General features: G+C 72.4%; 23 protein-coding genes, 1 other RNA gene and 1 pseudogene. 14 read left to right on the forward strand and 11 right to left on the reverse strand.

The genetic code is table 11. From position 1 onward, the window contains the following. The first annotated feature begins 85 nt into the window (after positions 1 to 85). The 8 genes from JKV81_RS14325 to JKV81_RS14360 all read left to right on the forward strand — a co-directional run bounded on the left by JKV81_RS14325 (position 86) and on the right by JKV81_RS14360 (position 7,304). Positions 86 to 619, forward strand: a complete 534-nt coding sequence (locus tag JKV81_RS14325; protein ID WP_129262499.1) for a TetR/AcrR family transcriptional regulator — start codon at positions 86 to 88, stop codon at positions 617 to 619. Between the two features lie 18 nt (positions 620 to 637). Continuing rightward, positions 638 to 1,037: RNase P RNA component class A (rnpB, locus tag JKV81_RS14330), an RNA gene on the forward strand. A 204-nt stretch (positions 1,038 to 1,241) separates the two neighbouring features. Continuing rightward, complete coding sequence (locus tag JKV81_RS14335) at positions 1,242 to 2,723, forward strand: MFS transporter (protein ID WP_307820539.1); 1,482 nt, start codon at positions 1,242 to 1,244, stop codon at positions 2,721 to 2,723. A 269-nt stretch (positions 2,724 to 2,992) separates the two neighbouring features. Beyond that, on the forward strand, positions 2,993 to 4,681 hold the full coding sequence (locus JKV81_RS14340; RefSeq protein ID WP_124276761.1) for a sensor histidine kinase: 1,689 nt from the start codon (positions 2,993 to 2,995) through the stop codon (positions 4,679 to 4,681). Positions 4,682 to 4,686: 5 nt separating this feature from the next. Next, positions 4,687 to 5,097, forward strand: coding sequence for a roadblock/LC7 domain-containing protein (locus tag JKV81_RS14345; protein WP_099172315.1), 411 nt, complete (start codon positions 4,687 to 4,689; stop codon positions 5,095 to 5,097). Further along, complete coding sequence (locus JKV81_RS14350) at positions 5,094 to 5,465, forward strand: DUF742 domain-containing protein (RefSeq protein ID WP_031096986.1); 372 nt, start codon at positions 5,094 to 5,096, stop codon at positions 5,463 to 5,465. Before JKV81_RS14345 ends, JKV81_RS14350 begins: the two co-directional genes overlap by 4 nt. After that, positions 5,446 to 6,054 (forward strand): GTP-binding protein, encoded by a 609-nt coding sequence (locus JKV81_RS14355; RefSeq protein ID WP_129262495.1) that lies wholly within the window; start codon positions 5,446 to 5,448, stop codon positions 6,052 to 6,054. The genes JKV81_RS14350 and JKV81_RS14355 overlap by 20 nt, the downstream gene beginning before the upstream one ends. After that, positions 6,051 to 7,304, forward strand: coding sequence for a cytochrome P450 (locus JKV81_RS14360; protein ID WP_129262493.1), 1,254 nt, complete (start codon positions 6,051 to 6,053; stop codon positions 7,302 to 7,304). Before JKV81_RS14355 ends, JKV81_RS14360 begins: the two co-directional genes overlap by 4 nt. A gap of 66 nt (positions 7,305 to 7,370) precedes the next feature. On the opposite strand, the gene JKV81_RS14365 is transcribed toward JKV81_RS14360, so the two are convergent. From JKV81_RS14365 to JKV81_RS14375, 3 genes are all read right to left on the reverse strand, one after another. After that, positions 7,371 to 8,402: a 7-epi-alpha-eudesmol synthase gene (locus tag JKV81_RS14365; RefSeq protein ID WP_124276763.1), complete on the reverse strand. Its 1,032-nt coding sequence runs from the start codon at positions 8,400 to 8,402 to the stop codon at positions 7,371 to 7,373. A gap of 294 nt (positions 8,403 to 8,696) precedes the next feature. Next, positions 8,697 to 9,464 carry an alpha/beta fold hydrolase gene (locus JKV81_RS14370; protein WP_202076232.1) on the reverse strand — a complete coding sequence of 256 codons (768 nt, stop codon included), beginning with the start codon at positions 9,462 to 9,464 and terminating at the stop codon, positions 8,697 to 8,699. A 73-nt stretch (positions 9,465 to 9,537) separates the two neighbouring features. After that, entirely contained in the window at positions 9,538 to 9,966 is a 429-nt protein-coding gene (locus JKV81_RS14375) for a pyridoxamine 5'-phosphate oxidase family protein (protein WP_124276765.1), read from the reverse strand. 171 nt (positions 9,967 to 10,137) lie between these two features. On the opposite strand from JKV81_RS14375, the gene JKV81_RS14380 reads away from it, so the two are divergent. After that, positions 10,138 to 10,650 carry a GNAT family N-acetyltransferase gene (locus tag JKV81_RS14380; protein ID WP_202076233.1) on the forward strand — a complete coding sequence of 171 codons (513 nt, stop codon included), beginning with the start codon at positions 10,138 to 10,140 and terminating at the stop codon, positions 10,648 to 10,650. A 38-nt stretch (positions 10,651 to 10,688) separates the two neighbouring features. Here the strand turns inward: JKV81_RS14380 and JKV81_RS14385 are convergent, their stop codons facing one another. Next, on the reverse strand, positions 10,689 to 11,591 hold the full coding sequence (locus JKV81_RS14385) for a glycosyltransferase family 2 protein (RefSeq protein ID WP_202076234.1): 903 nt from the start codon (positions 11,589 to 11,591) through the stop codon (positions 10,689 to 10,691). A 78-nt stretch (positions 11,592 to 11,669) separates the two neighbouring features. Continuing rightward, positions 11,670 to 12,251 (reverse strand): GNAT family N-acetyltransferase, encoded by a 582-nt coding sequence (locus JKV81_RS14390; RefSeq protein ID WP_202076236.1) that lies wholly within the window; start codon positions 12,249 to 12,251, stop codon positions 11,670 to 11,672. A 182-nt stretch (positions 12,252 to 12,433) separates the two neighbouring features. Here JKV81_RS14390 and JKV81_RS14395 point away from each other — a divergent pair, with 182 nt between their 5' ends. Beyond that, positions 12,434 to 13,060: a TetR/AcrR family transcriptional regulator gene (locus tag JKV81_RS14395; protein ID WP_202076238.1), complete on the forward strand. Its 627-nt coding sequence runs from the start codon at positions 12,434 to 12,436 to the stop codon at positions 13,058 to 13,060. 58 nt (positions 13,061 to 13,118) lie between these two features. Continuing rightward, a pseudogene (locus tag JKV81_RS14400) lies at positions 13,119 to 13,950 on the forward strand (aldo/keto reductase). A gap of 53 nt (positions 13,951 to 14,003) precedes the next feature. Here JKV81_RS14400 and JKV81_RS14405 read toward each other — a convergent pair. From JKV81_RS14405 to JKV81_RS14420, 4 genes are all read right to left on the reverse strand, one after another. After that, positions 14,004 to 14,801 carry an SAM-dependent methyltransferase gene (locus tag JKV81_RS14405; protein ID WP_129262482.1) on the reverse strand — a complete coding sequence of 266 codons (798 nt, stop codon included), beginning with the start codon at positions 14,799 to 14,801 and terminating at the stop codon, positions 14,004 to 14,006. Positions 14,802 to 14,914: 113 nt separating this feature from the next. Further along, positions 14,915 to 15,769: a PhzF family phenazine biosynthesis protein gene (locus JKV81_RS14410; RefSeq protein ID WP_202076244.1), complete on the reverse strand. Its 855-nt coding sequence runs from the start codon at positions 15,767 to 15,769 to the stop codon at positions 14,915 to 14,917. Between the two features lie 149 nt (positions 15,770 to 15,918). Next, a complete protein-coding gene (locus JKV81_RS14415) occupies positions 15,919 to 16,383 on the reverse strand; it encodes a lamin tail domain-containing protein (protein ID WP_129262477.1) in 465 nt (154 codons plus the stop codon). Positions 16,384 to 16,540: 157 nt separating this feature from the next. Continuing rightward, entirely contained in the window at positions 16,541 to 17,296 is a 756-nt protein-coding gene (locus tag JKV81_RS14420) for an SDR family oxidoreductase (RefSeq protein ID WP_129262475.1), read from the reverse strand. A gap of 142 nt (positions 17,297 to 17,438) precedes the next feature. Here JKV81_RS14420 and JKV81_RS14425 point away from each other — a divergent pair, with 142 nt between their 5' ends. Then, positions 17,439 to 19,106: an alkaline phosphatase D family protein gene (locus JKV81_RS14425; RefSeq protein WP_202076245.1), complete on the forward strand. Its 1,668-nt coding sequence runs from the start codon at positions 17,439 to 17,441 to the stop codon at positions 19,104 to 19,106. A 22-nt stretch (positions 19,107 to 19,128) separates the two neighbouring features. Here the strand turns inward: JKV81_RS14425 and JKV81_RS14430 are convergent, their stop codons facing one another. Further along, a complete protein-coding gene (locus JKV81_RS14430) occupies positions 19,129 to 20,136 on the reverse strand; it encodes a Gfo/Idh/MocA family protein (RefSeq protein ID WP_202076246.1) in 1,008 nt (335 codons plus the stop codon). Positions 20,137 to 20,220: 84 nt separating this feature from the next. On the opposite strand from JKV81_RS14430, the gene JKV81_RS14435 reads away from it, so the two are divergent. Further along, positions 20,221 to 21,612, forward strand: a complete 1,392-nt coding sequence (locus JKV81_RS14435; RefSeq protein ID WP_129262469.1) for a multidrug effflux MFS transporter — start codon at positions 20,221 to 20,223, stop codon at positions 21,610 to 21,612. A 67-nt stretch (positions 21,613 to 21,679) separates the two neighbouring features. On the opposite strand, the gene JKV81_RS14440 is transcribed toward JKV81_RS14435, so the two are convergent. Beyond that, the gene (locus JKV81_RS14440; RefSeq protein ID WP_202076247.1) at positions 21,680 to 22,993 is read right to left on the reverse strand and encodes a hypothetical protein; all 1,314 of its coding nucleotides are present in this window, start codon (positions 22,991 to 22,993) and stop codon (positions 21,680 to 21,682) included. A gap of 184 nt (positions 22,994 to 23,177) precedes the next feature. Here JKV81_RS14440 and JKV81_RS14445 point away from each other — a divergent pair, with 184 nt between their 5' ends. Then, positions 23,178 to 24,173 (forward strand): small ribosomal subunit Rsm22 family protein, encoded by a 996-nt coding sequence (locus JKV81_RS14445; protein ID WP_124276777.1) that lies wholly within the window; start codon positions 23,178 to 23,180, stop codon positions 24,171 to 24,173. Positions 24,174 to 24,363 lie beyond the last annotated feature (190 nt).

A 24,363-nucleotide genomic window follows, 5' to 3' on the forward strand; every position in this document is an offset into this window, starting at 1 on the left:
CGGCGACCGGCTTGTCCGTATCTCGTACGATCACGTCCTCGGCTACGGAACGCGTAGCGACTCCGTACCAGGGAAGGTCTCCCGCGTGACTGACCTCGCCACCGCCCCAGCGACCGGCCGGCCCCGGCAGATCGTCGCCGCGGCACGCGCGCTGCTGGAGGCGGAGGGCCCCGAGGCGCTCACCATGCGCCGGCTGGCGGACCGGGTGGGCGTCACGGCACCGTCCCTGTACAAGCACTTCCCGGACAAGTCGTCCGTGGTGGAGGCGCTGGCCGACGAGATGCTCAGGGAGACGGCCGGAGTCCTGGAGGCCGCCGAGGCGGCGGCCCCGGGCTCCTTCTCCGCACTCGCCACCGCCTACCGCGCCTACGCCCTGGCCCACCCGCACCTCTACCTCCTCACCATGGGCCGGCCGCTCCCCGCCTCGGGACCCGCGGCCGCCGCCTCGGCCCCGCTGTTCCGGGCCGCCGGGGGCGACGAGGACCGGGCCAGGGCGGCCTGGGCCTTCGCCCACGGCATGGTGGTCCTGGAGCTGAACGGCCGCTTCCCACCGGGCGCGGACCTCTCGGCCGCCTGGGAGGCGGGCATCGCGGCCTTCACCCCCGGACCCGCCGGGTAGCATGGTCACCACGGCAGACGAGCCGGGCGGACGGCCGCGTGAGGATCCCCGGATCCTCCCGAGGAACGTCCGGGCTCCACAGGGCAGGGTGATGGCTAACGGCCACCCGGGGTGACCCGCGGGACAGTGCCACAGAAAACAGACCGCCGGGGACTTCGGCCCCCGGTAAGGGTGAAACGGTGGTGTAAGAGACCACCAGCGCCTGAGGCGACTCAGGCGGCTAGGTAAACCCCACCCGGAGCAAGGTCAAGAGGGAGCACCCCGGTGCTCCTGCGCGAACGTCCGAGGGCTGCCCGCCCGAGTTCGCGGGTAGACCGCACGAGACCGGCAGCAATGCCGGTCCTAGATGGATGGCCGTCTCCCCGGCCGCCGCGAGGCGACCGGGCGACAGAACCCGGCGTACAGCCCGACTCGTCTGCCGCCCCCAGGTCCCCGACCAGCGAAAATGCTGGGCAGGGGGCTTTTTTCGGTTTACCCACCCTTTGTGCGCGTGATCCCGGCCGCATCGTGACCATCATGCGGACAAGCTGAAGAACACATTCCGCTTGGTGTCTACGATCCGTCGGGACGTCCCCCACCGTCCTCCGGTCCCACAGTCCCCGCAGCACACCAGAAGGCGCTCGTGAGCTCCACCTCCCCCCTCCCCGCCGGAACCTCCCCGGCGACGGCCCCGGGCACGGTTCTGATCCGCTCCGCGGCCGACGTCTCCGACCTGGTCAATTCGGGTACGGCACGTGGCAGTCACGCCAAGATGATCGTGATCATCGCGCTCGGCGGCATCTTCCTCGACGCCTACGACCTGAGTTCCCTCGCCTACGGGCTGCCCGACATCACCCGGCAGTTCGGCCTCAGCTCCGCCATGGCCGGTACGGTCATCGCCTCGATCAGCGTCGGTTCGCTGATCGGCGCCCTCGTCGGCGGTTGGCTGGTGGACCGGATCGGCCGCTACCGGGTCTTCATGGCCAACATGCTCTTCTTCGTCGTCACCGCGCTGGTGTGCGCGCTGGCGCAGGACGTGTGGACGCTGATCGCCGCGCGCTTCGTGATGGGCATCGGCGTCGGTATGGACATCCCGGTCGCCATCGCGTTCCTCGCCGAGTTCTCCCGGCTGCGCGGCAAGGGCAGCAAGGGCTCGCGCACGGCCGCCTGGTCGCCCGCCTGGTACACCGCGACCAGTGGCTGCTACCTGGTGATCATGCTGCTGTACTTCGTCCTGCCCGACGCCCAGCTGGGCTGGCTGTGGCGGTTCACCGTCGGCTTCGGCGCGGTGCCCGCGGTGGTCGTCCTGCTGCTGCGCCGCCGCTACATGAACGAGTCCCCGACCTGGGCCGCCGACCAGGGCGACCTGGAGAGCGCCGCGAAGATCCTCCGGCAGTCCTACGGTGTGGACGCCCGCGTCGCCGACGACGTGCCCGCGACGGCGCCCCGCCCGCCCCGGCCGGGCCTCGCCTCGTACGCCCGGCTCTTCGCCCCGCCCTACCGCGCCCGCACGGTCCAGTCGGTGACGGTCGGCGTGGCCGAGACCTTCGGCTACAACGCGGTCGCGTTCGGGCTGCCGATCATCATCGCCACCCTGATGACCCAGGGCCCGCTGACCACGATCGCCTCCTCCTTCGCGCTGAACCTCGTCTTCGCCCTGACCGGTGGGCTGCTCGGCATCCGCTGGGCGTCGACCCGCGGTGCCTGGCCGATGATGACGCTCGGCTTCGCGATCCAGTTCGTCGCCATCACGGTGCTCGGGCTCATCGGGGACCCGTCCGGGACGGCCTACGTGACGGGCGGGATCCTGATGCTGGGCGCGTTCATGTTCGCCCAGGGCTTCGGCCCCGGCGCGCACATCATGAGCTACGCCTCGCTGGGCTTCCCGACCTCCATGCGCGGGGTCAGCATCGGCTTCAACCAGGCCGTGCTGCGCCTCGGGTCCACGCTGACCCTGTTCTTCTTCCCCATCCTCAGCAGCGGCCTGGGCACCCATGTCTACTGGGTCATCCTCGCCGCCCCTGTTCTCGGCCTGATCGCGCTGCTGGTGAAGCGCTGGGAACCGGTCGGCTTCGACGCCGACGCGGAGGAACGGGAGCTGTCCGGGGCGGCCTCAAGGGGCTGACCCCCTGGTCGTACGCGAGGCGCGTCAGCCGTACCACACGGCCTGCCGCGCCTCGCTGCCGTTACGGAGACCGGAAGGTTCCGGCCAGACCCGATCACGTACCTGTCGGTATGCGGAGGGGAGTTGATCACTTCTGCCTCTGACCCGATAGGCTCCTTTGCGGCGCGGCGAGTTGACTCGAACTCAACCGGCCGCCGCCGCGCTGCCCGCTCGGCGTGTGCGGCGCCCCGCGACCCCCTGTTCGATTGTGTTGCTCTCGAAGGATGCAGATGGAACTTGCCACTCCACCCCCGGCGGCACGTGCTCCGGTCGCCTGGTACGGCTGGTGGCTGATGCCGCTGGCCTTAGGAGCCGGAACCGTCGCCACCGCAGTGGCGGGACCTGATCAGGTCCAGATACCCGCGACCTTCGCGGGTGCCGCGGTCACCGTCGCCGGCGCCGCCTGCGTACGGCTCCTCGTCCGGTCCCGGTCCCAACTCCGCCGTGCCAACGACGACTTCCGCGCCGCCCAGGCCGAGCAGTCCCAGCAGCGGTACGCCGAGGTGCGCGGCCGGGAACAGAGATTCGCCGCCGAGCGCTCCGCCCTGGAGGCGCAACTCGGTGAGCAGGCCGCCCTCTTCGAGGCCCGGCTCGCCGAGCACACCCAGGCGTACGAGGCCGGCATCGCCGACCGGGCCCGCGCGACGGAGGAACGCATCGCGCTCCAGCAGGCCGTCGTCGTCAGGCTCGGCGACAGCTACCTCCCCGAAGCTGTCGCGCGACTGCGTGACGGTGAGGCCATCGACGACATCCTGGCCGAGGCCGGCCAGGAGGGCGACGCGAGCCCGGAGCTGCGCGCCGCGCTGCGCAAGGTCCTGCGGACCGCGCTGCTCTCCGTGGAGGAGGAGCTCAACCGCTCCACATCGGCCGAGCAGGCCGTCGTCGGCATCGGCAGCCGGATCCACGTGCTGACGGGCCGGCTGCGCGGCCGGCTGCACGAGATGCAGGGCGAGCACGGGCGGCTGCCCGCGGTGGCCCAGGGCCTCATGGAGCTGGACCAGGAGATCGGCCCCGCCGACTGCCTCGCGGCCAGCATCGGCGTACTCGGTGGTTCCGACCGGCCGGGACGCCAGTGGCAGGAGCCGCAGCGGCTGCTCAGCGTGGTCCGCGGCGGCATCGGGCGGATCAAGGACTTCAACCGCATCCAGGTCCGTCACCTGCCCGAACTCGGCGTCGACGGCGGTCTGGTGGACCACCTCACGCTGATCTTCGCCCACCTCCTCGACAACGCGGCACGCTACTCGCCGCCCACCGAGCCCGTGGTCGTCTCCGGCAAGGAGGTGCCCAACGGCGTCGGCATCGAGATCCAGGACGCGGGCAAGGGCCTGACCGACGAGCGCAAGCGCGAGGCGGAGCAGTCCATCGCGGGTACCTCGAAGGGCCCCGGCCTCGGCGGTATCTCGGAGGACGCCAACCTGGGCCTGCGTGTGGTCGGAGCCCTGGCGCGCCGCTACGGCATCCGGGTCACCTTCGCGGACTCGCCGTGGCTCGGCACCTCCGTGGTCGTGGTGGTGCCCCACAAGTACTTCAGCCATCTGCCCGCCCCCGTCACGGAGCCGGCCAGGCCCGCGGTGGAGAGGGCCGAGCCGGTCCCCGAGCCGGCCGTGGCCGCCGCGCCCGTGGCTGCCGCGCCCGTGGAAAGCACCGAAGCGATCGACACCATGGACACCACGCCGGGCGGTCTGCCGCGGCGCAGGAGCAGGCGGGCCGACGCGCCCACCGCCCGGCCGGCCGGCGCCGACCGGACCGCGGAGTCCATGGCCGCCGTGCCGCCGGACGCGTCCTTCGCCGGTCTCGCCGCCTTCGCCACGGCGGGGCGTGAGAGCGGTCCACCAGGGGGTACTGACGCGGACGCCGCCCCGGGCGCCCGCGAGACGACTGCCGGCCGCGAGTCCAACCGCACTGAAGAGAGCGACTAGTCCACATGACGCAACAGGGAACCGACGTGAGCTGGGCGCTCCGGGATCTGACGGAGAGCATCCGGGAGATCCGCTTCGCCCTCGTGGCCTCCAGCGACGGGAAGGCCATCACCTCCTACGGCGCCGACGACCCGGACGACGTGGACCGCTTCGCCGCCGTGGTCGCGGGGCTGCAGGCGCTCGCGCAGCCGGTGGCCGAGCAATTCCCGACGTATGCGGGGCAGTTGCGCCTGGCGATGATCGAGGTCGACGGCGGTCATCTCTTCGTGGTGCGGGCCGGTGTGGAGACGTACCTCGGGGTGCTGGCCAGGGAAGGGCTCGACCAGGGCCTGCTCGGACACCAGATGAGGGACCTGGCGCGGAGGATGGGTGAGCTTCTCGGCACCAGTCCGCGCCTGGAGGAGCAGCCTGGATGAGTGGTCCCCGCCGGCCCACGGACCCGCCCGGTCTCGAGCGCTACTACGTCCTCACCGGGGGGCGCAGCGGACCGGGTGGTTCGGCGTCGACCCTGGACGTGGCGACCCTCATCATCTCCCGTGCCGCAGCCGAGCCCGGCCTGCAGCACGAGCACGAGGAGATACTGCGGCGCTGCCGCGATCCGTTGTCGGTGGCCGAACTCGGCGCCCACCTCGGACTGCCCTTCAACATTCTCGCGGTACTCCTGGCCGATCTGCTGGACGCAGGCCGCGTGGAGGCCCGCGATCCCATCCCGGCGTCAGGCGCCGGCCGCGGGCCCGACCTCGCGCTCCTTGAGGAGGTACTCAGTGGACTTCAAAGGCTTTGACCATCCCGACCGGCAGACCGCCGGAGGCGGCACCCGCTCGGTGAAGGTGATGATCGCCGGTGGTTTCGGTACCGGGAAAACCACTCTCGTGCGGTCGGTCAGCGACATCAAGCCCCTCACCACCGAGGAGACGCTGACCCAGGCCAGCGTCGACGTCGACGACCTGATCGGGGTGGCGGACAAGCAGCAGACCACCGTCAGCCTCGACTTCGGGAAGATCGGCATCAACGAGGAGCTGGTGCTGTACCTGTTCGGGACACCGGGCCAGGAGCGGTTCTGGTTCCTCTGGAACGGCCTGTTCAAGGGCGCCCTCGGGGCGGTCGTCCTGGTGGACACCCGGCGGCTGGCCTCCAGCTTCCGGGCCATCGAGGAGATGGAGCGGCAGGACGTGCCCTTCGTCATCGCCCTGAACGTGTTCCCGGACTCCCAGGACCACCCGGTCGAGGAGATCCGCGACGCCCTGGACATCCCCGAACACACCCCGGTCGTGACCTGCGACGCCCGTGACCGCAACTCCAGCCGTGATGTGCTGATCGCGCTGATACGTCACCTCAAGGCACGCTCCGCCGTCGCTCTGGAGCCCCGATGACCGATCACCCGGCCGACGAAGAGGGCGCTCCCCGGGGCTGCCCCGTCATGCACGGCGGCGCCGACGACCTGACCCGGCTGTACGGGCCGGACGCGGCGGTCGACCCGCAGGGCATCTACGGGCGGCTGCGCAAGGAGTACGGAGCCGTGGCACCGGTGCTCCTGGAGGGGGACGTCCGCGCCTGGCTGGTCCTCGGCTACCGCGAGAGCAGGCGCGTGCTCGACAACCCCCTCCAGTTCAGCCGGGACTCGCGCATCTGGCGGGACTGGCAGGAGGGGGGCGTCGAGGAGACCTCGCCGCTGATCCAGATGCTCGGCTGGCGTCCCGACTGCGTGTCCCAGGACGGTGAGCCGCACCGCAGGCTGCGCCGGGCCGTCACGGACAACCTGGACAGCCTGGCGGGGCGCGGCATCCGGCGCCACGTCACGCACTTCGCGAACAAACAGATCGACGCGTTCGCCGGGAGGGGCAGCGCCGACCTGGTCGGCGAGTACGCCGAGTACCTCCCGATGCTGGTGCTGACCAGGCTGTTCGGGCTCCCGGCGGCCGAGGGGCGCAGCCTCGCGGCCGCCTGTGCCCAGGTCCTCAAGGGCGGTCCCGACGCCCTCGCGCACAACGACCGCATCATGGAGATCCTCGGGGAGCTCGCCGAGCGCAAGCGGCTCGAACCCGGCCCGGACTTCACCACCGGGCTGCTCGGGCACACCGCCGGACTCGACGAGGGCGAGATCGTCAGCCATCTCCGGCTGGTGCTGATCACCGCGCACACCACGACCAGCAACCTGCTGGCCCGGGTGCTGGAGCTGATCCTCACCGACGCCTCCCGTCTCGCGGGACTCGTCAGCGGCCAGCGGGCGGTCTCCGAGGTCGTCGAGGAGGTCATGTGGAACACCCCGCCGCTGGCGGTCCTCCCGGGGCGTTTCGCGACCGCGGACCTCGAACTCGGCGGTACGCAGATCAAGGAGGGCGACCTGCTGGTGCTCGGGCTCGCCGCGGGCAACCTGGACCCGGACATCCGTCCGGACTCGGGAGTCTCCGTACACGGCAACCAGTCGCACCTGGCGTTCAGCGGCGGTCCGCACGAGTGCCCCGGCCAGAACATCGGCCAGGCCATCATCGAGACCGCCGTCGACACCCTGCTGCACCGGCTGCCCGGGCTGCGCCTGGCCGTGCCGGCCGATGAGCTCACCTCGACCGCCTCCACCTGGGAAGCGCGTCTGGACGCCCTTCCGGTCGAGTTCGCCGCGTAGTCCGCGCGGGCCCTCACCGCACCACACGTTCCCGCCCGGCCTCCACGGCCGGGCGGGTTCCGTGCGTCAGACGGCGAGCAGGTCGTCCAGCGATCCGCGGCCGGCCAGCTCGGCGGTGGCGGCCGGGCCCTCCTTCGCGGCGGCGTACCGGCCCGAGGTCAGCGCCCACTCGTAGTTGCCGCCGATCCAGTGCTGGATGGCCTCCACGCCCAGCCGGACCTGTTCCCGCTGCTCGGCGCCGAGGCCCAGCTCCTCGCACATCCTTGGGACGAGCGCCTCGAGCGCCAGGTACTCGTCGAGGCACACCGTCGTCATCCGGTACGCCTCGGCGGCGGCCTCCTCCCAGGTGCAGCCGCGCTCGCGGTGCAGGACGGCGATGAGGTTGTGGCCGTCGCCCCGGCGCTTCTCGCGCTCGAAGGAGTGGATGTCGTTCATGAACCCGATGGTGTCCGCGGCCAGGTCCCGCATCCGGACCATCAGCGGGTGCGCCTGCACCTGCGCCGGGACCTCGAAGCCGCGGCTGCGCTCACCCGCGTCGATGCTGTGGTGGATGCCCACGGTGCGGCGGCGGAACTCGGCGTACTCCTCGACGCCGAGCGTCCCGGCGCGGCCCTCGGCCGCCAGGTCGACCTCCTCGGTGTGCGCCACGAGGAAACGGCCCCAGGAGGCGGCGAACCGTGTCTGCCAGGTCAGGGACATGCCATCCGAGAGGTGGGCCCACACCTGCGCCCAGGCCACGGTGATCGGGCAGACCACGCGCGGGGCCGTCCCGGCCGGGCGCAGCGGCGTGGCTATCAGCTCCCGCGCGACCTCCGCTATGCGGTCCGCGCGGTCGGGGCTTCCGGAGTCGAACTGGTCGTCGAAGAGGAAGGCCAGCGAGAACCAGTTCATCAGGACGACCATGTCCTCGGCCGAGGCGTACGGGTAGGTCCGCGCCGCCGCCTGGGGCAGGTCCCAGGACTGGTATTCCTCGAACCCGGCCTGGCTGCGTACCAGGCCCATCTCCCACACCCAGCGCAGGTGGTGCTCCCGTGCGTACGCGAGGTGTGCGCTGACCGGGGTCTCGAAGGGGAGGTCGAATGTGACGTCCTGCGGCATTGGCGTCCTTTCTTGCGGCGATTCACAGGCCCCCGCCCCGTGACAGGGCGATCAGGATTGACGCCCATTGACTCGAAGTGCACGTTTTGAGTCCAGAATTGACGGCTCATCATGTGCGCCCTGATGCTGCCCAGACCCTAAACGATCTATGCAACAAGATCCGCTCGAAGGAAATCTTCCGGAACGACGCGTTCAGCATCGCCGGCCGGGACCCGAACCGGAACGGGAACCTGATCCGAACCGGAACCTGATCCTGCGCAGGCACCTGGTCCCGAACCGGATCCCGGGCAGCCGTCAGCCGCTCAGGGCCGCCGCGGTGGCCCGGACGAACGCCTCGGGGTTGTCCAGCATGATGTTGTGCCCGCAGTCGGGGACCGGGACCACGGTGACACCCGCGCTCCGGAGCTCCCCGGCCCCCGCGAGCGGACCGTCGGCCTCGGGGAAGAGGAAGGCCCGGGGAATGGTCAGGCGCAGCAGCAGCTCACGCATCATGGGGGAGGTCCCACGGGCGAGGTGGACCGCGCTGCGGTACAGGGCCTCCCGGCCCGCCAGGCGCATCGTCGCCCACCAGTGGGCTCCCGCCCGGTCCCGCACCTGCTCCCAGCCGCCCCGGAGGAACTCCTGCTCCGTGTACGCGGCGATCCCCGCGCTGCCCGGTGCGCCGATCGCGGGTGTGACCGGGTCGAGGTTGGCGTCGGCCAGGACCAGACGGGAGACCAGGTGCGGATGGCGGGACGCCAGGACGAGGGCGACCGAGCCTCCCATGCTGTGCGCGATCACCTCGGCGCCGGTGACCCCGGCCCCGCCGAGCGCGGCGGCCAGGGCATCGGCGTGCGATTCCAGGGTGTAGTCGAAACCCGTCGGCCGGTCGCTGATGCCGTGGCCCATCAGGTCGACGAGCAGCGAGCGGTGGCCGGCGAGCGCGGGATGGGAGGCGGTCGCCGCGAAGTACGCGGGCGAGGTGGCCCCGAGCCCGTGCACATAGACGCGGGTGGGCTCCCGGCCGGGCAGTTCGGCCCAGCGGATCCGGCCACCCTCCGCTGTGACGGCGGCGTCGCGCACTCTCTGCTCCCTGGGGTCGTGGCCGGGTGGGAGGTGAGCGTAGCCGCCGGGGACCCGGCCGTATGACGCCGGGTCAGACCTGGCCCAGGTCCGAGCTGAGCCAGCGCTGCGGGCGCATGTGGATGACGACCTGCTCGCCGTGCTCCTTCCAGGCGAAGTCGACGTAACCCGCGACCTTCTCGGCGGGGAGGTAGCGCGACGAGATCTCCACCAGCTGCTCGCGGGTGGCGGGGAGCGTGGCGACGACCGGGCCCTCGACGGAGACGTAGCGGATGGTCGGCGAGACGCGCTCCACCATGATGCTGAAGCGGCCGGCGGCGGCGATGGCGGTCCCCTTGCGGGAGTCGCGCCCCGTCATGACCCACAGGTCGCCGCCGGGCGCGTACTGGTACCAGATCGGCACGGTGAGCGGGGCCCGGCCCTCCTCCGGTGCGTCCACCGCGAGTGCGGCGATGTGCGGTTCGGCCAGGAACAGCTCGCGCTCCGTACGGGTCAAAGCCATGGTCGGGCTCCTCAGGTGGGCGGTCGGTGTTGCCTCAGGGCCGCATTATGCAACGCCCTCCCCGGCCCGGCGGGGGAGTCACACGCCCTCCCGGTCCGCGTGTTCCGGGCGCGGTACCGGCGGACGGCCTTGGTATACCTGGGCGTTCACCGGCGAAGGGGGAGCGACGGCATGGCTCAGGACACATCCGTACGGCTGCGGGAGGCGACCGCCGGGGACGCGGAGGAGGTCACCCGGGTCTACCTCGCCTCGCGGGCCGCCGCGCTGCCGTATCTGCCCCGGGTGCACAGCGACGCGGACACGCTCGCCTGGATCACCCATGTCCTGCTGCCCGGCGGCAGGACATGGGTGGCCGAGGGGGAGGCGGGGGAGCTGCTCGGGTTCGCCTCCCTGGACGGGGGCGAGCTCGACCAGCTCTATCTGCGCCCCGACGTCCGGCGGCGGGGCATCGGCACGCTGCTGCTGGAGCGGGCGAAGGAGGCCTCGCGCGGGGAGCTGAGCCTGTACACGTTCCGGCGCAATGCCGCCGCGCGCGCCTTCTACGAGCGGCACGGCTTCGTCGCCGAGGCGTACGACGACGGCGGCCGCAACGAGGAGAGGGAGCCGGACGTGCTGTACCGGTGGACGGCGGCGGGCCGGCCGGCCGACGGCTCCGGCAGCCGCGGGACCGCCGGGCCGGTCTGAGCGTCCGGAAGACCGGCAGCCCGGGGCCGCCCGAGCGATCAGATGACCGGCGGGCGGCCCAGGCGCGTCATCCGCCACACCGTGCGCCAGCGCATCGGCTTCCGTACGCCGCACTCGGTGCGCACCCCCTCGGCGAAGCCCGCACCCCAGGCGCGCAGCCCGGAGGCCGAGCGGGTGCGGGCGGCGGTGAGCAGGATCCAGGTGCCGAGGTAGGCGGGGACCAGGGGGAGGGGCAGGTTGCGGCGCGCCAGCCAGACGCGGTTGCGGGCGGTCATGCGGTAGTAGACCGCGTGCCGGGCCGGGGACGTCCTGGGGTGCTGGAGCAGCAGGCCGGGCTCGTAGAGGATCTTCCAGCCCGCGTCCAGTGCCCGCCAGGACAGGTCCGTCTCCTCGTGCGTGAAGAAGAACTCGGCCGGCCAGGGCCCCGTCTCGGCGAGCATCCGCATCGACAGCGCGTGGCCGCCGCCGAGGAAGGCGGTGACCGGGCCGGGGCGCATCGGGTCCTTGGCGCGCAGCCGCGGGACGTGCCGGCGCTGGGTCTCGCCGTGCTCGTCGGCGATGCGGAAGCCGACGATGCCGAGGTCCGGGTCGGCGGCGTACAGCTCCTGGACCGTACGGAAGACGTCCTTGTCCACCAGGAGTCCGTCGTCGTCCAGCTCGATCACCACGTCCACGTCACCGAAGCCGGCGAGTGCCTCCAGGGCCTCGTTACGGCCGCCGGGGCAGCCGAGGTTCTCGTCGAGTTCGAGCATCGTGACGCCGCCGGCCAGGTCCTCCAGGCCGGGGAAGGAGCCGTAGTCGGGGAGCGGTGAGCCGTTGCCGACGACGACCACCCGGGCGGGGCGCACGTCCTGCATGGCCACCGACGCCAGGAGGGCCTCGACCTGCTGCGGGCGGTCTCCCATGGTCACGACGGATACGCCGATGCGTGGTTCGGACAAGGCTCGGCTCTCCCGGGTGATTTCGGTGGATCGGGCACCGCGGTACACCGCGGTGCCCGCGATCGTAACGTCCGGTGTTCAGGCGCCGGCGGGGGCCCGGTCACCGGAAGGACGGTCGCCGTTCAGCTGCGCGTACATCAGCATGTCCCGGCGCCGGCCGCCGATCTCCTGCCAGCCGCGCATTAGGCCCTCGCGCCGGTAACCGGCGCTCTCGGCCGTCCGTACCGAGGCCGTGTTCCACGGCTCGACGAGGAGCTGCACCCGGGGGATGCGCAGCTCGTGCAGGGCCCAGGTGGTGACCGTGCGCAGGGCCGCCCCCGCGACGCCCTGGCCGCGCACCGGGGCCGTCATCCAGTAGCCGAGTGTGGCCCGGCCCTGCGCCACGTCCGTCAGCCAGAGCCCGATGGAGCCGACGGGCCGCCGGTCCCGGGTGCGCGCGATGGCGAACGGATAGCCCTGCCCGCGCGCCGCCCGCTCCCACTGGCGCCTGACGTAGGCCTCGGCCGCCTCGTCGGAGTACGGCGAGGGGATCGTGGTGACCAGCGGGATGTAGTCGTCCTGGGCCGCCTCGCGGACGAGGGGCAGATCGCTCATCTCCCAGGGCCGAAGGACGAAGTCGGCTCCGGCGGTCATGCTGGGGACGGTCAGCGGTTGTGCCATGCCCGTCATCCTGCCGCGCCCACCTCCCGCGACCCGGGCCCGACTCACCCACCGGACCGCCCGGAGAACACCCCCGGTGCATAGCTACGGGAAGAGCTAACGGCCCCATGGTTCCGTTAAAATGGTGCGGTCGTGGCAGGACAAGGGCGGTCGGCAGCCGGTCGGCGGAACGGGAGACACCGATGGAGCCAGGGGCAGGGGACGCGGTGGACGTCGAGCCGGGCACGGTCCGGCCCGGCGGGCGCACGGCCCGGGTGCGGGAGGCCGTGCTGCGCGCGGCCGGTGACGCCCTGGTCGAGCAGGGCTTCGACCGGCTCGATCTCGCCGACGTCGCCCGCCGCGCCGAGGTCGGCAAGACGACGGTCTACCGGCGCTGGTCCACCGCGGCGGGACTGGTCGCCGACCTGCTGACGGAGATGGCCGAGCAGTCCGTGCCGCGCACGGACACCGGGTCCCTGGACGAGGACCTGCGGTCCAACGCACGGCTGGTGGTGCGGACGCTGACCGACCCGCGCCAGGGCCCCCTCTTCACCGCGGTCGTCGCGGCGGCGACGTGCGACGACCGGACGGCCGAGGCCCTGCACCGCTTCTACGCGGTCCGCATCGAGGAGTGGGCGGGCTGCGTCGACGCGGCGGTCGCCCGGGGTGACCTGCCGCCGGGGACCGACGCCCGGGAGGTGATCCGCGCCGTGTCGGCCCCCCTCTACTACCGGCTGCTCGCCAGCGGCGACCCCCTCGACGAGACGGTCGCCGACCGCGCGGCCGAAGCGGCGGCGGTGGCCGCGCGGGCGGGCGTGTACGCGCGCTGAGGCCCGGAGGGGGCCGCGCTTGACTTCTCGTGCACTCCAACTCGTAGCTTCTGCGCCCATGCAGACAGACATGGATCGACGGAAGAGGACGCAGGGCCGCGGCGGGTTCGAGGCCGGTGCGCTCGGCTTCGGGTGCTGGGCGATCGGCGGGGAGTGGTCGGCCCCCGACGGCAGCCCGCTCGGCTGGGGCAAGGTCGACGACGACGAGTCGGTGGCCGCGGTCCGCCGGGCGCTCGACCTCGGCGTCACGTTCTTCGACACCGCGGACGTGTACGGGGCCGGGCACAGCGAACGCGTGCTGGGCAGGGCGCTCGCGGGCCGGCGGGACGAGGCCGTCATCGCCCGAACTGCGCGACGCCTGCGAGGAGTTCGTGGCGGAGGGGCTGATCAGGGCCTACGGGTGGAGCACCGACGACCCGGAGCGTGCCGCGCTCTTCGCCGACGGTGAGCACTGCGCGGCCGTCCAGCACGCCTGCAATGTGCTGGAGGACGCCCCCGGGATGCTGAATCTCAGCGAGGAGCGGGGCCTGTTCAGTTTCATCCGGAGCCCGCTGGCCATGGGCCTCCTCACCGGCGCCCGCGATCCGGGCCGGCGGGCCGCCGCGGGCGACCTCCGGTCCACCCCGCCCGCCTGGCTGAGCTGGTACGAACAGGGCGGGGTCCCGGCGCGGCACTGGGCGGCACGGGTCGAGGCCGTACGCGAGGTGCTGACCGCCGACGGCCGCACGCTCGCCCAGGGGGCCCTCGGCTGGCTGTGGGCCCGCAGCGGGCGGGCGGTGCCGATCCCCGTCTTCCGTACGGTCGCCCAGGCCGAGGAGAACGCGGCGGCCCTCACCCACGGCCCGCTGCGGCCCGCGCAGCTGGAGGAGGTGGCCGCCCTGCTCGCCTGAGCTGCCGCTGCTGCTGCTGCCGCTGCCGTGCGCGAGGCCGGGCCGTCCCCAGGTCAGCCCTTCCGGGCGACCGCCACGTACTCCCCGCTGTGCGCGCTCTCCTGGCCCGGGACCGGTTCGCCGAGTTCCGGGTGCCACTCCTCGGCGGCCACGACACCGGGGGCGACCAGGTCGAGCCCGTCGAAGAAGCGGGTGAAGCGGTCGCGGTCGCGCATGTCCAGGGTGAGGCCGTTGGCCTTGTACATGTCGCGGACCTTCTGCGACGCCTCCTCGGGGTGGAAGTCCGGGGTGAGGTGCGAGATCACCAGGTAGCTCCCCGGGGCCAGCGCGGCCGTGAGCTGTTCCACCACCTCGTACGCCCCCATCTCGTCGCTCAGGAAGTGCAGCAGCGCGTTCAGGGAGAGGGCGACCGGGCGGCCGAGGTCGAGGACCCCGGCCGCCTCGGCCAGGATGCGGTCCGTCTCCCGGGCGTCGGCCTGTACGTAACCGAGCGCGCCCTCGTCGGAGCCGTTGAGCAGGGCCTGTGCGTGGCTGAGGACGACGGGGTCGTTGTCGCAGTACACGACCCGGGCGTCCGGGACGGTCGTCTGGGCCACCTGGTGGAGGTTGGGTTCGGTCGGGATCCCCGTGCCGATGTCCAGGAACTGACGGATCCCCTGACCGGCGAGCCACCGGGTGGCCCGGTGGGTGAACGCCCGGTTCATGCGGGCCATCACCGGTATGACGGGGGCGAAGGCGGTCAGCCGTCTGCCCAGCTCCTCGTCCACCGGGTAGTTGTCCTTGCCGCCGAGGTACCAGTCGTACAGCCGTGCGGGGTGCGGCTTGGTGGTGTCGATGTCGATGGAGGTCATGTCCGTCCCGTTCTCCGATGCGGCATCACCGGCCGTACGAGGACGGGATGTCGAGCAATTGATCAACCTGCCGGAAGCATAAGCAGGTTGGCCCCGGAGCGCGGAGGGATCCCTCAGCCGATCCGGGTACCCGTTCCGGTCACCCTGACCCGCGGGTCACCCGTCCGCAGCCCGACGGTGAGGGTGCCGGGCCGGCCCATGTCGGCGCCCTGGTGCAGCGTGAGCACCGCGTCGTGCGGGACCAGCCCGAGCTCGCGCGCGTACGCCCCGAAGGCCGCCGCCGCGGCGCCCGTCGCCGGGTCCTCGACGACGCCGCCGACCGGGAACGGGTCGCGGACGTGGAAGACCGTGGCCGACTCCCGCCACACCAGCTGCACGGTCGTCAGGCCGAGCCGCTGCATGAGGGCCTCCAGCCGGGCGAAGTCGTACGACAGGTCCGCGAGCCGTTCCCGGGTCGCGGCGGCCAGCACCAGGTGGCGGGCGCCCGCGTAGGCGATACGGGGCGGCAGCGCCGGGTCCAGATCGGCGGCCGGCCAGTCCAGCGCGGCCAGCGCCTCGGCCACGTCCTCGGGGGCGGCGTCCTCGGTGTGCGGTTCGACGCTGGTCAGGGTGGCGCGCAGCTCGCCGTCCTCGTGTACGACGCTGACCGGGACCTGGCCCGCGAGGGTGGAGAACACCAGATCGCCCGGGCCGTCCCGCTCGGCGAGCGCGAGGGCGGTGGCCACCGTGGCGTGACCGCAGAAGGGGACCTCGGCCTTCGGGCTGAAGTAGCGGACCGTGTGCCCGCCGCGGCCGTCCGAGGCGGTGAGGAACGCCGACTCGCTGTACCCCAGCTCCACGGCGACGGCGAGCATCGCCGCGTCGTCGAGTCCGGAGGCGTCCAGCACGACACCCGCCGGGTTGCCCCCCTCGGGATCGGCGGAGAACGCGGTGTACCGGAGGACCTCGGAGTCGGCGTGTGTGCTCATGTCGCAGGTCAACCGGGAGGCGTCGCCGCTCATTCCCGCCCACGCCCACGAGCGTGCCCGCGGGGTGGTGGCCCGGGTCCTGACCCCCGGACCACCACCCCTGGCCGCTCCCACGGACCCCCCGGCCGCGGCGGCCCCTTTCACTGCGGTCAGTGGCAGACCTTCACGCCGGTGCCCTTGCCCCAGGAGCAGGAGTCCAGGAGCGCACCGCTCGGCTTGATCAGCCGGGCCTTGTCGCCGGTGTTGTTCCAGACGTACGAGCCGCGGTTCCAGTACACGTGGGCTGCGGAGTTCTTGCCCTTGCCGGTGTGGACCCGGACCGTCTTCCCCGCCGCGATGCCGAAGCTCGGGAAGGTGTACGTGTAGCCGGTGTTGTCCTTCAGCTTGTAGCCCTTGAGCTGGAGCTTGGACTTGCCGTTGTTGTGGATGTCCACGTACTCGGCGACCAGGGACGTGTTCGTCCGGGTGTCCTTGCCGGGGCTGTCGTACTGGATCTTGCCCAGGTGCAGCCCGCCCTGGTGGGAGGCCGCGGAGGCCGGGACCGAGGCGAGGAGCGAGCCGGCCAGTGCGGTGGCGGCGGCCAGGGCGAGGGGCGCGGCGGTGCGTATGCGCATGCTGTGTGGTCCTTCTGTGTACATCCGGTGAAGGTCAGTAGCATACGGGCAGCACGCGCTTGCCCGGACGCATCGCGGGAAACTCGCAAATTCTGTCATTCGAGAGCGAGTTACAGCGCGTTCCGATGCGTTCCGGGCAAGCGTGGGGTGAAGTGGATCAGCCTCGGCCGACGTACGGCATGGCGGTCGCCATCACCGTCGCGAACTGCACATTGGCCTCCAGCGGCAGCTCCGCCATGTGCAGGACCGTCCGGGCCACGTCGTCCGCGGCCATGACCGGCTCGGCGGCCAGCTCGCCGTTGGCCTGGAGGATCCCCGTACTCATGCGCTCGGTCATCTCGGTGGCCGCGTTGCCGATGTCGATCTGCCCGCAGGCGATCCGGTACGGCCGCCCGTCCAGCGACAGCGACTTCGTCAGGCCCGTCACCGCGTGCTTGGTCGCCGTGTAGGCGACGGAGTGCGGGCGCGGCGCATGGGCCGAGACGGAGCCGTTGTTGATGATCCGGCCGCCCTGCGGGTCCTGCTCCTTCATCAGGCGGTACGCCGCCTGCGCGCACAGGAACGTCCCCGTCAGATTGACGTCCACCACCGTCCGCCAGTCCTCGTACGCGAGGTCCTCGACGGGCGTCGCCCCGGGCCCGAACGTCCCCGCGTTGTTGAACAGCAGGTCCAGCCGCCCGAAACCCTCCCGTACGGAGGCGAAGAGCGCGGCCACCGAGTCCGGGTCGCCCACATCGGTGGGCAGGCACACCGTGGCGCCCGGGCCGGCCGCGGCGGCCGTCTCCTCCAGCGCCCCGGCCCGCCGCCCCGCCAGGGCCACCGTCCAGCCCGCACCCGTGAGGGTGAGCGCGACGGCCCGGCCGATCCCCGATCCGGCACCTGTGACGACAGCGATTCTCTGCTCAGCGTTCATGGCCCGGCAGCGTACGGGAGGTTTCACGGCGGCCGGCACCCGGTGCTCATCGCACCGCCATACGGATGTGGTGTACGCGCCGACGGGACGTCGTCGCCCCGCACTCCAATGCCTCTGACAACATCCGGCAGGGGAGGGGCATATGACACCCGCACAGATCAGCAGGACGCCCGGTCAGCACGGCCATTCCGCCGAGCTGCGCCTCGCCGCGCAGAGGATCGGATCCGGCGTGGGCCGGCGCCGTTTCCTCACGGTCACCGGCGCCGCCGCCGCGCTGGCCTTCGCGGTCGGCCTGCCCGGTGCGGGCACGGCGGCGGCCGCCGAGCTCGACACCCGGAAGATCACCGAGGACCCCTTCACGCTCGGGGTGGCGTCCGGGGACCCGTTGCCGTCGTCCGTCCTCCTGTGGACGAGACTCGCGCCCCGCCCCTACGAGGCCGACGGCGGGCTGCCCGCCCGGCGCGTCGAGGTCCGCTGGGAGATCGCCGGGGACGAGCGCTTCCGGCGGATCGTCCGGCGCGGATCCGCGACCGCCCACCCGGAGTTCGGACACAGCGTCCACGTCGACGTGGACGGCCTCGACTCCGACCGGAACTTCTACTACCGCTTCCGCGCCGGCAGCTGGACCAGCCCCACCGGCCGCACCCGCACCGCCCCCGCCCGCAACGCCCGCAACAGCTCCCTGAGCCTGGCCGCCGTCTCCTGCCAGGCATACCACGACGGCTACTTCACCGCCTACCAGCACCTCGCGGACGAGGACGTCGACGTGGTCTTCCACCTCGGCGACTACCTCTACGAGTACGCCGTCACCGCCACCGGCGGCGCCCGCGGCTACACCGACCGCGTCCTGCCGGACCACTTCAACCGGGAGACGCTCACGCTGGAGGACTACCGCATGCGGTACGGCCTCTACAAGTCCGACCCGGACCTGCGCGCCGCCCACGCCGCGCACCCCTTCGTCGTCACCTGGGACGACCACGAGACCGAGAACAACTACGCGGGAGACACCCCGGAGAACAGCGTCCCCCCGGAGGAGTTCCTGCTGCGCAGGGCCGCCGCCTACCGCGCGTACTGGGAGAACCAGCCGCTGCGCACCCCGCAGCGCCCCACCGGCCCCGACATGCGGCTCTACCGCCGGCTGCGCTTCGGCCGGCTCGCCCAGTTCGACATCCTCGACACCCGCCAGTACCGCAGCAACCAGGCGTACGGCGACGGCTGGAAGGTCCCCGGACCCGAGTCCGAGGACCCGTCGCGCACCATGACGGGCGCCGCCCAGGAGCGCTGGCTGATCGACGGCTGGAAGGCCTCCGCCGCCCGGTGGAACGTCGTCCCGCAGCAGGTCACCTTCGCCCAGCGGCGCGATGTACCCGGCGACGCCTACAAGCTGTCCATGGACTCCTGGGACGGCTACCCCGCCTCCCGGCAGCGCGTCATGGACGGTGCCGAGGCCGCCGGGATCGAGAACCTGATGGTCCTCACCGGAGACGTGCACGTCGGCTACGGCTTCGACCTCAAGAAGGACTTCGACGACCCGGCCTCCCGGACCGTCGGCACGGAGGTCGTCGCCACCTCCATCGCCAGCGGCAAGGACGGCTCCGAGAAGCCGGCCAACTGGGACAACCTGACCCGGGCCAACCCGCACATGAAGTTCTACAACGGCCGCCGCGGCTACGCCCTCGTCACCCTCGGCACGCAGCAGGCGCGCGCCGACTTCCGTACGGTCCCGGCGGTCACCACACCGGGTGCGCCGGTCGCCACGGCCGCCTCCTTCGTGACCGAGGCCGGGAACCCGGGGCTCACCCCCGCGTAACCCGGCCCCCCGGCCCACGAGGTCAGGCGCGGTCGTCCGCCGGATAGCGGACGCCGACCCGGTCACGTACCGCGTCGAGCGTCCGCATCACGGCGAGCGACCCCTCCAGCGGCACCAGCGGCGACTCCTTCTCACCGGCCAGCAGGGCGCGCGTCACCTCCGCCGCCTCGTACTGCATGCCCGAAAGGCCCTGCGGGCCCGGACCCGTGACGACCTTCTCGGGCTCCCGGCCCGGCCGGTGCAGGACGAAGTGCTCCGGGTGGAAGAAGCCCTGCGGGAAGTCGATCCGCCCCGCCGTGCCCGTCACCGACGCGACGGTCGGCAGGTCCCCGACGATCGAACAGCTCAGCAGCGCCGTGGCGCCCGAGTCCCAGCCCAGCAGCATCCCGGTGTTCAGGTCGACGCCCTCCGGGGACAGCAGCGCGTCCGCCTGCACCCGGTCCGGCTCACCCAGCAGCAGCTGCGCGAACGACACCGGGTACACCCCGAGGTCCAGCAGCGCGCCGCCGCCCAGCGCGGGATCGCGCAGCCGGTGCTCCGCCCCGAAGGCACCCGCGAAGCCGAAGTCGGCCTGCACCGTGCGGATCTCACCGATCGCGCCGTCCCGCACCAGCTCGGTCATCCGGCGGATGAGCGGATTGCAGTACGTCCACATGGCTTCCATCAGGAACAGCCCGCGCTCCCGGGCCAGATCCACCAGCTCCCGCGCCTCCCGCGCGTTCAGCGTGAACGCCTTCTCGCACAGCACGTGCTTGCCGGCCTGCAGGGCGAGCCCGGCGGCCTCCCGGTGCGCGGAGTGCGGAGTGGCGACGTACACGACGTCGACGGTGTCGTCGGCGACGAGCTCCGCCCAGCTGCCGTACGCCCGGCCGATCCCGAACCGCTCGGCGAACGCCCGCGCGGAGGCCTCCGTACGGGACGCGACCGCCACGACCTCGGCCCCGGAGTCCTTCATCGCCAGCAGGTCCCCCGTGAAGGTCGCTGCTATGCCGCCCGTCGCCAGTACACCCCAACGCACAGTCCCGCTCATGCCCGCCCGCCCCACACAAAAAGGTATCGACCACTCCGACTGACCTGAGAGCATAGATGCGGATTCAACGAAGCGGAGACGAGGATGCCGGACAACGGCGTGAGCCGGGCCCAGCAAGAAGACGAGCACATACCGACGAGCAACAAGGGCGCCGCACCCAGCGCCCAGGCCACCGCCACCCCCACCGCTGCGGGTGTGCCGGCCATCTCCACCCCCATCGCGCCGGGACTCCCGGCCGCCTCCACGACCACCGCACGACGGGCCGGACTCCTGGTCACCCTCGTGCTGGGCGGGCTCACCGCACTGCCGCCCCTCTCGATGGACATGTACCTCCCGGCACTCCCGGAGGTCACCGACGCGCTGCACGCACCGGCCGCGACGGTCCAGCTCACCCTGACGGCCTGCCTCACCGGCATGGCACTCGGCCAGCTCGTCGTCGGCCCCATGAGCGACCGCTGGGGCCGGCGCACGCCGCTGCTCCTCGGCATGGTCGTCTACGTCCTCGCGACCGCGATCTGCGCCGTCGCCCCCACCGCGGAACTCCTCATCGGCTTCCGCCTCCTCCAGGGCCTCGCCGGTGCCGCCGGCATCGTGATCTCCCGGGCCGTCGTACGCGACCTCTACGACGGCGACGAGATGGCACGGTTCTTCTCGACCCTGATGCTGATCTCGGGGGTCGCCCCCGTCATCGCGCCGGTGATCGGCGGCCAGGTGCTCCAGTTCACCGACTGGCGCGGCATCTTCGTCGTGCTCACCTTCGTCGGGGTGCTGCTCACCTTCGTCGTCTGGAAGTGGCTCCACGAGACGCTCCCGGCCCAGGCGCGGCACACCGGCGGTGTCGGTGACGCGCTGCGCACCATGCGCGGACTGCTGGCCGACCGGGTGTTCACGGGCTACATGGTCGCGGGCAGCCTCGCCTTCGCCGCGCTCTTCGCCTATGTGAGCGCCTCGCCGTTCGTCGTCCAGGAGATCTACGGGGCGTCCCCGCAGACCTTCAGCCTGCTCTTCGGGATCAACTCCATCGGGCTGATCGCCGTCGGCCAGATCAACGGCAAGCTGCTCGTCGGGCGGGTCAGCCTGGACAAGGCGCTCGGCTTCGGCCTCGCCGTCATCACCGTCGCGGCGGTCGCGCTGCTGCTGATGACCTCCGGGGTGTTCGGCGAGGTCGGCCTCGTGCCGGTGGCCGCCGGGCTGTTCGTGCTCATGTCGGCGATGGGCCTGGCGATGCCCAACACCAACACCCAGGCCCTGATGCGGACGAGGCACGCGGCCGGCTCGGCCTCCGCGCTGCTGGGGACGTCCCAGTTCCTGATCGGCGCCATCGCCTCGCCCCTGGTCGGGATCGCCGGGGAGAAGACCGCCGTGCCGATGGCCCTGGTGCAGGTGGTCTGCGCCCTGTCCGCGACGGCGTGCTTCCTGCTGCTGTGCCGGCCGTGGCGGAACAAGAGCGCCGCGCAGGAGCGGCTCACGACGTGAGCCGGGAGCGGCCCGGCCGGTGTGAAGTCCGGCCGGGCCGCCGGTGAGGAACGGCCGGGCCGCCCGCTCAGCCCACCCGCGGATAGCCCAGCAGGTGCAGCCGGTCCTTGCGGTCGGTCCAGCGGAACAGACCGATGCCGGAGGCCTCCGCCTCCGGCAGCCGCGTGTTCGGGGGCAGTTCCGCGACGTCCCAGGTCGTGAAGCTCATCACGACCGGGTTGACCCCGTCGCCCTCCAGCGCCTCGTCCGCGTCACGCGCGGTCGTCGCGCCGTAGGCACTGCCCCCGTCCGTCACCGACGCGAGCGTCAGCGCCGCCGCACCGCTCCTGTCCTCGTAGCAGAACCCCTTCTTCGCCTTCAGGTCGAAGGCCAGGTTCCCCGCGACCAGGTAGGTGTCCGACGGTGAGACGACGGCCCGCGGGTAGCGCCCCGGCTCTATGGCCGGGGTGTGGCACTCCACCGTGGCGACCGGCTTCCCGCTCACCGCGTCGTGGACCGCCCACATCTGGTGGGTGGCGGCCCGCTTCGCCCCCTTGGCGAGCTGCCACTTCGCGAGGATCAGCCCCGGTGCCACGGAGGTCGGCACCCCGGTCGCCGGGTTCGCGCCCTTCGGCGCGTTCCTCCTGCTGAACCAGCCGCCCCGCACCCAGAATTCGCGCGCCCCGCTCAGCAGCAGGCCCTTCGCCGTCTGCCCGCGTACCTCGGTGAGCTGCTTGCAGGCCGTGCAGCCCGCCGGATACGCCACCGCGGACGCGGCGATCTCCGACACCGCGCCGCTGACCGGGTCCACGACCGCGCTGTTCGCCCGGGCGTCGCTGATCAGGATGTCCGGCCCCGTCGCCGTGACGGTCGGTGCCCCGGACCACGGCACCTCGACCCGCCGGCGCTCGCCGTCCACCACGTCGTACATGTCGAGGGAGACGAAGGTCCCCGCCGGAGCCGGCCCGTCGCCGGTCTTCCCGTACGACCAGGTCACGAAGAACTGCCGGTCGTCCTTGGCGACGGTGAGCAGCTTCGGGAAGGCCGCCGGGTCCGGGGGCCGCCAGGCCTCACCGCTCCACCCGGCGCGGCCGGTCTCCGTGTCGAGGGTCCGCAGCCGGTAGCGCTGTCCGGGGGCCCGCACCAGATACGCCAGCCGGCCCGTCGTGTGCGAGAGGGCGTAATCGGGCCCCACGCCGACGACCTCCCAGCCGCGGTCCGTCGTGTACTCCGGCGGTACGTTCAGCCGGGTCGCGGGGCCGGTGCTCTTCTTCACCGGCTTCTCCGGCTCGCCGTCGTCCCCTCCGCCCGTCCCGCCGCCCCCGCAGGTCGCGAGCAACAGCAGCAGGGCGAGGACGAGCACCCCGCCCACCAGAGCCAGACGTACGATCCTCTGTCGCATGGTCCCCCCGTGTCGCATGGTCCCCCCGACCCGTCCGGCCCCTGGGCGATCCCCGACGCGGCGTCGGTCAGCGTAGCAACGGGCGCCTACCGGTGAGCAGTTCGGTGGTGCAGCCGTTCTGTCCCGGTTCCGTACCGGAGCACCGGGCTGCGGGGGCGGGGCCCGCTGCGCCTACAATTCGGCGGTGAACGCCTCCCTCCCCACCGCGGAAGCCCTGCGTGCCGCGCTGGCCGCCCTGCTCGACGGGCTGCCCCCGACGCAGGCCGCGCAGGCCGTCGACCGGCTGATCGCCAGCTACCGCGGGACCACCCCCACCGACGCCCCGATCCTGCGGAACCGCTCGGACGTCGCCGCGTACGCCGCGTACCGGATGCCCGCCACGTTCGAGGCCGTACGGTCCTGCCTCGCTGCACTCCGCGAGGCCGCCCCGGACTGGGTCCCGGCCACCCACACGGACATCGGGGGCGGCACGGGCGCGGCGAGCTGGGCCGTCGCCGGAGCCTGGGACGGGCCGCGGACGACGGTCCTGGACTGGTCCGAGCCGGCCCTCGCGCTCGGCCGTGAGCTGGCCGGGGCCTCCGGCATCCCCGCGCTCCGGGAGGCCACCTGGGAGCGGGCGCGGATCGGTGTGTCACCGGCCCCGGCGCCCGCGGACCTGGTGACCGTCTCGTACGTGCTCAAGGAGCTCACCCCGGGAGACCGGGCCGCCGTCGTGGACGCGGCGGCGTCGGCCGCGCAGGCCGTCGTGATCGTGGAGCCCGGCACCCCCGACGGCTACGAGCGTGTCATCGAGGCCCGCGACCGGCTGATCGCCGCGGGGCTGAGCGTCGCCGCTCCCTGCCCCCACGACGAGGCGTGCCCCATCGAGCGCGGCACGGACTGGTGCCACTTCTCGGCGCGGGTCAGCCGCTCCTCCCTGCACCGCCAGGTCAAGGGAGGCTCGCTCAGCCACGAGGACGAGAAGTTCAGCTACGTCGTGGCGACCCGGTTCGCCACCGCACCCGCCACCGCGCGCGTCACCCGCAGGCCGCAGATCCGCAAGGGGCAGGTGCTGCTGGAGCTCTGCACCCGGGACGAGGGCCTGCGGCGCGCCACGGTCACCAAGCGGCACGGCGCGCTCTACCGCGCCGCCCGGGACACCGCGTGGGGCGACGCCTGGCCGCCGCCCGAGGAGGGTTAGGGCCTCTCGTTTGGATCATGCCGGGCTCGCGGGGTCTGGCACGCCCTCCCCCGAGCTCTCGGCTTCGCTCGAGCAGGGGGGACCCCCAGCGGCGCTGTCGTCAGTCGGCAACGCTCCGCGTTGACTCCCTCCTCCGCCTTGCAGCTGCACGCACCAGACCCCGCTCCCTGATCCGGCCTGATCCAAACGA

It is taken from the genome of Streptomyces silvae, from assembly GCF_016745505.1.
Classification (GTDB): Bacteria; Actinomycetota; Actinomycetes; order Streptomycetales; family Streptomycetaceae; genus Streptomyces; species Streptomyces silvae.

Bases quoted from the DNA above. Each gene is read 5' to 3' on its own strand.
- JKV81_RS14340 (WP_124276761.1), top strand. From the start codon at position 2,993: ATGGAACTTGCCACTCCACCCCCGGCGGCACGTGCTCCGGTCGCCTGG.
- JKV81_RS14345 (WP_099172315.1), top strand. From the start codon at position 4,687: ATGACGCAACAGGGAACCGACGTGAGCTGGGCGCTCCGGGATCTGACG.
- JKV81_RS14350 (WP_031096986.1), top strand. From the start codon at position 5,094: ATGAGTGGTCCCCGCCGGCCCACGGACCCGCCCGGTCTCGAGCGCTAC.
- JKV81_RS14360 (WP_129262493.1), top strand. From the start codon at position 6,051: ATGACCGATCACCCGGCCGACGAAGAGGGCGCTCCCCGGGGCTGCCCC.
- JKV81_RS14365 (WP_124276763.1), bottom strand. From the start codon at position 8,402: ATGCCGCAGGACGTCACATTCGACCTCCCCTTCGAGACCCCGGTCAGC.
- JKV81_RS14375 (WP_124276765.1), bottom strand. From the start codon at position 9,966: ATGGCTTTGACCCGTACGGAGCGCGAGCTGTTCCTGGCCGAACCGCAC.
- JKV81_RS14380 (WP_202076233.1), top strand. From the start codon at position 10,138: ATGGCTCAGGACACATCCGTACGGCTGCGGGAGGCGACCGCCGGGGAC.
- JKV81_RS14390 (WP_202076236.1), bottom strand. From the start codon at position 12,251: ATGGCACAACCGCTGACCGTCCCCAGCATGACCGCCGGAGCCGACTTC.
- JKV81_RS14395 (WP_202076238.1), top strand. From the start codon at position 12,434: ATGGAGCCAGGGGCAGGGGACGCGGTGGACGTCGAGCCGGGCACGGTC.
- JKV81_RS14405 (WP_129262482.1), bottom strand. From the start codon at position 14,801: ATGACCTCCATCGACATCGACACCACCAAGCCGCACCCCGCACGGCTG.
- JKV81_RS14410 (WP_202076244.1), bottom strand. From the start codon at position 15,769: ATGAGCACACACGCCGACTCCGAGGTCCTCCGGTACACCGCGTTCTCC.
- JKV81_RS14415 (WP_129262477.1), bottom strand. From the start codon at position 16,383: ATGCGCATACGCACCGCCGCGCCCCTCGCCCTGGCCGCCGCCACCGCA.
- JKV81_RS14420 (WP_129262475.1), bottom strand. From the start codon at position 17,296: ATGAACGCTGAGCAGAGAATCGCTGTCGTCACAGGTGCCGGATCGGGG.
- JKV81_RS14425 (WP_202076245.1), top strand. From the start codon at position 17,439: ATGACACCCGCACAGATCAGCAGGACGCCCGGTCAGCACGGCCATTCC.
- JKV81_RS14430 (WP_202076246.1), bottom strand. From the start codon at position 20,136: ATGAGCGGGACTGTGCGTTGGGGTGTACTGGCGACGGGCGGCATAGCA.
- JKV81_RS14435 (WP_129262469.1), top strand. From the start codon at position 20,221: ATGCCGGACAACGGCGTGAGCCGGGCCCAGCAAGAAGACGAGCACATA.
- JKV81_RS14440 (WP_202076247.1), bottom strand. From the start codon at position 22,993: ATGCGACAGAGGATCGTACGTCTGGCTCTGGTGGGCGGGGTGCTCGTC.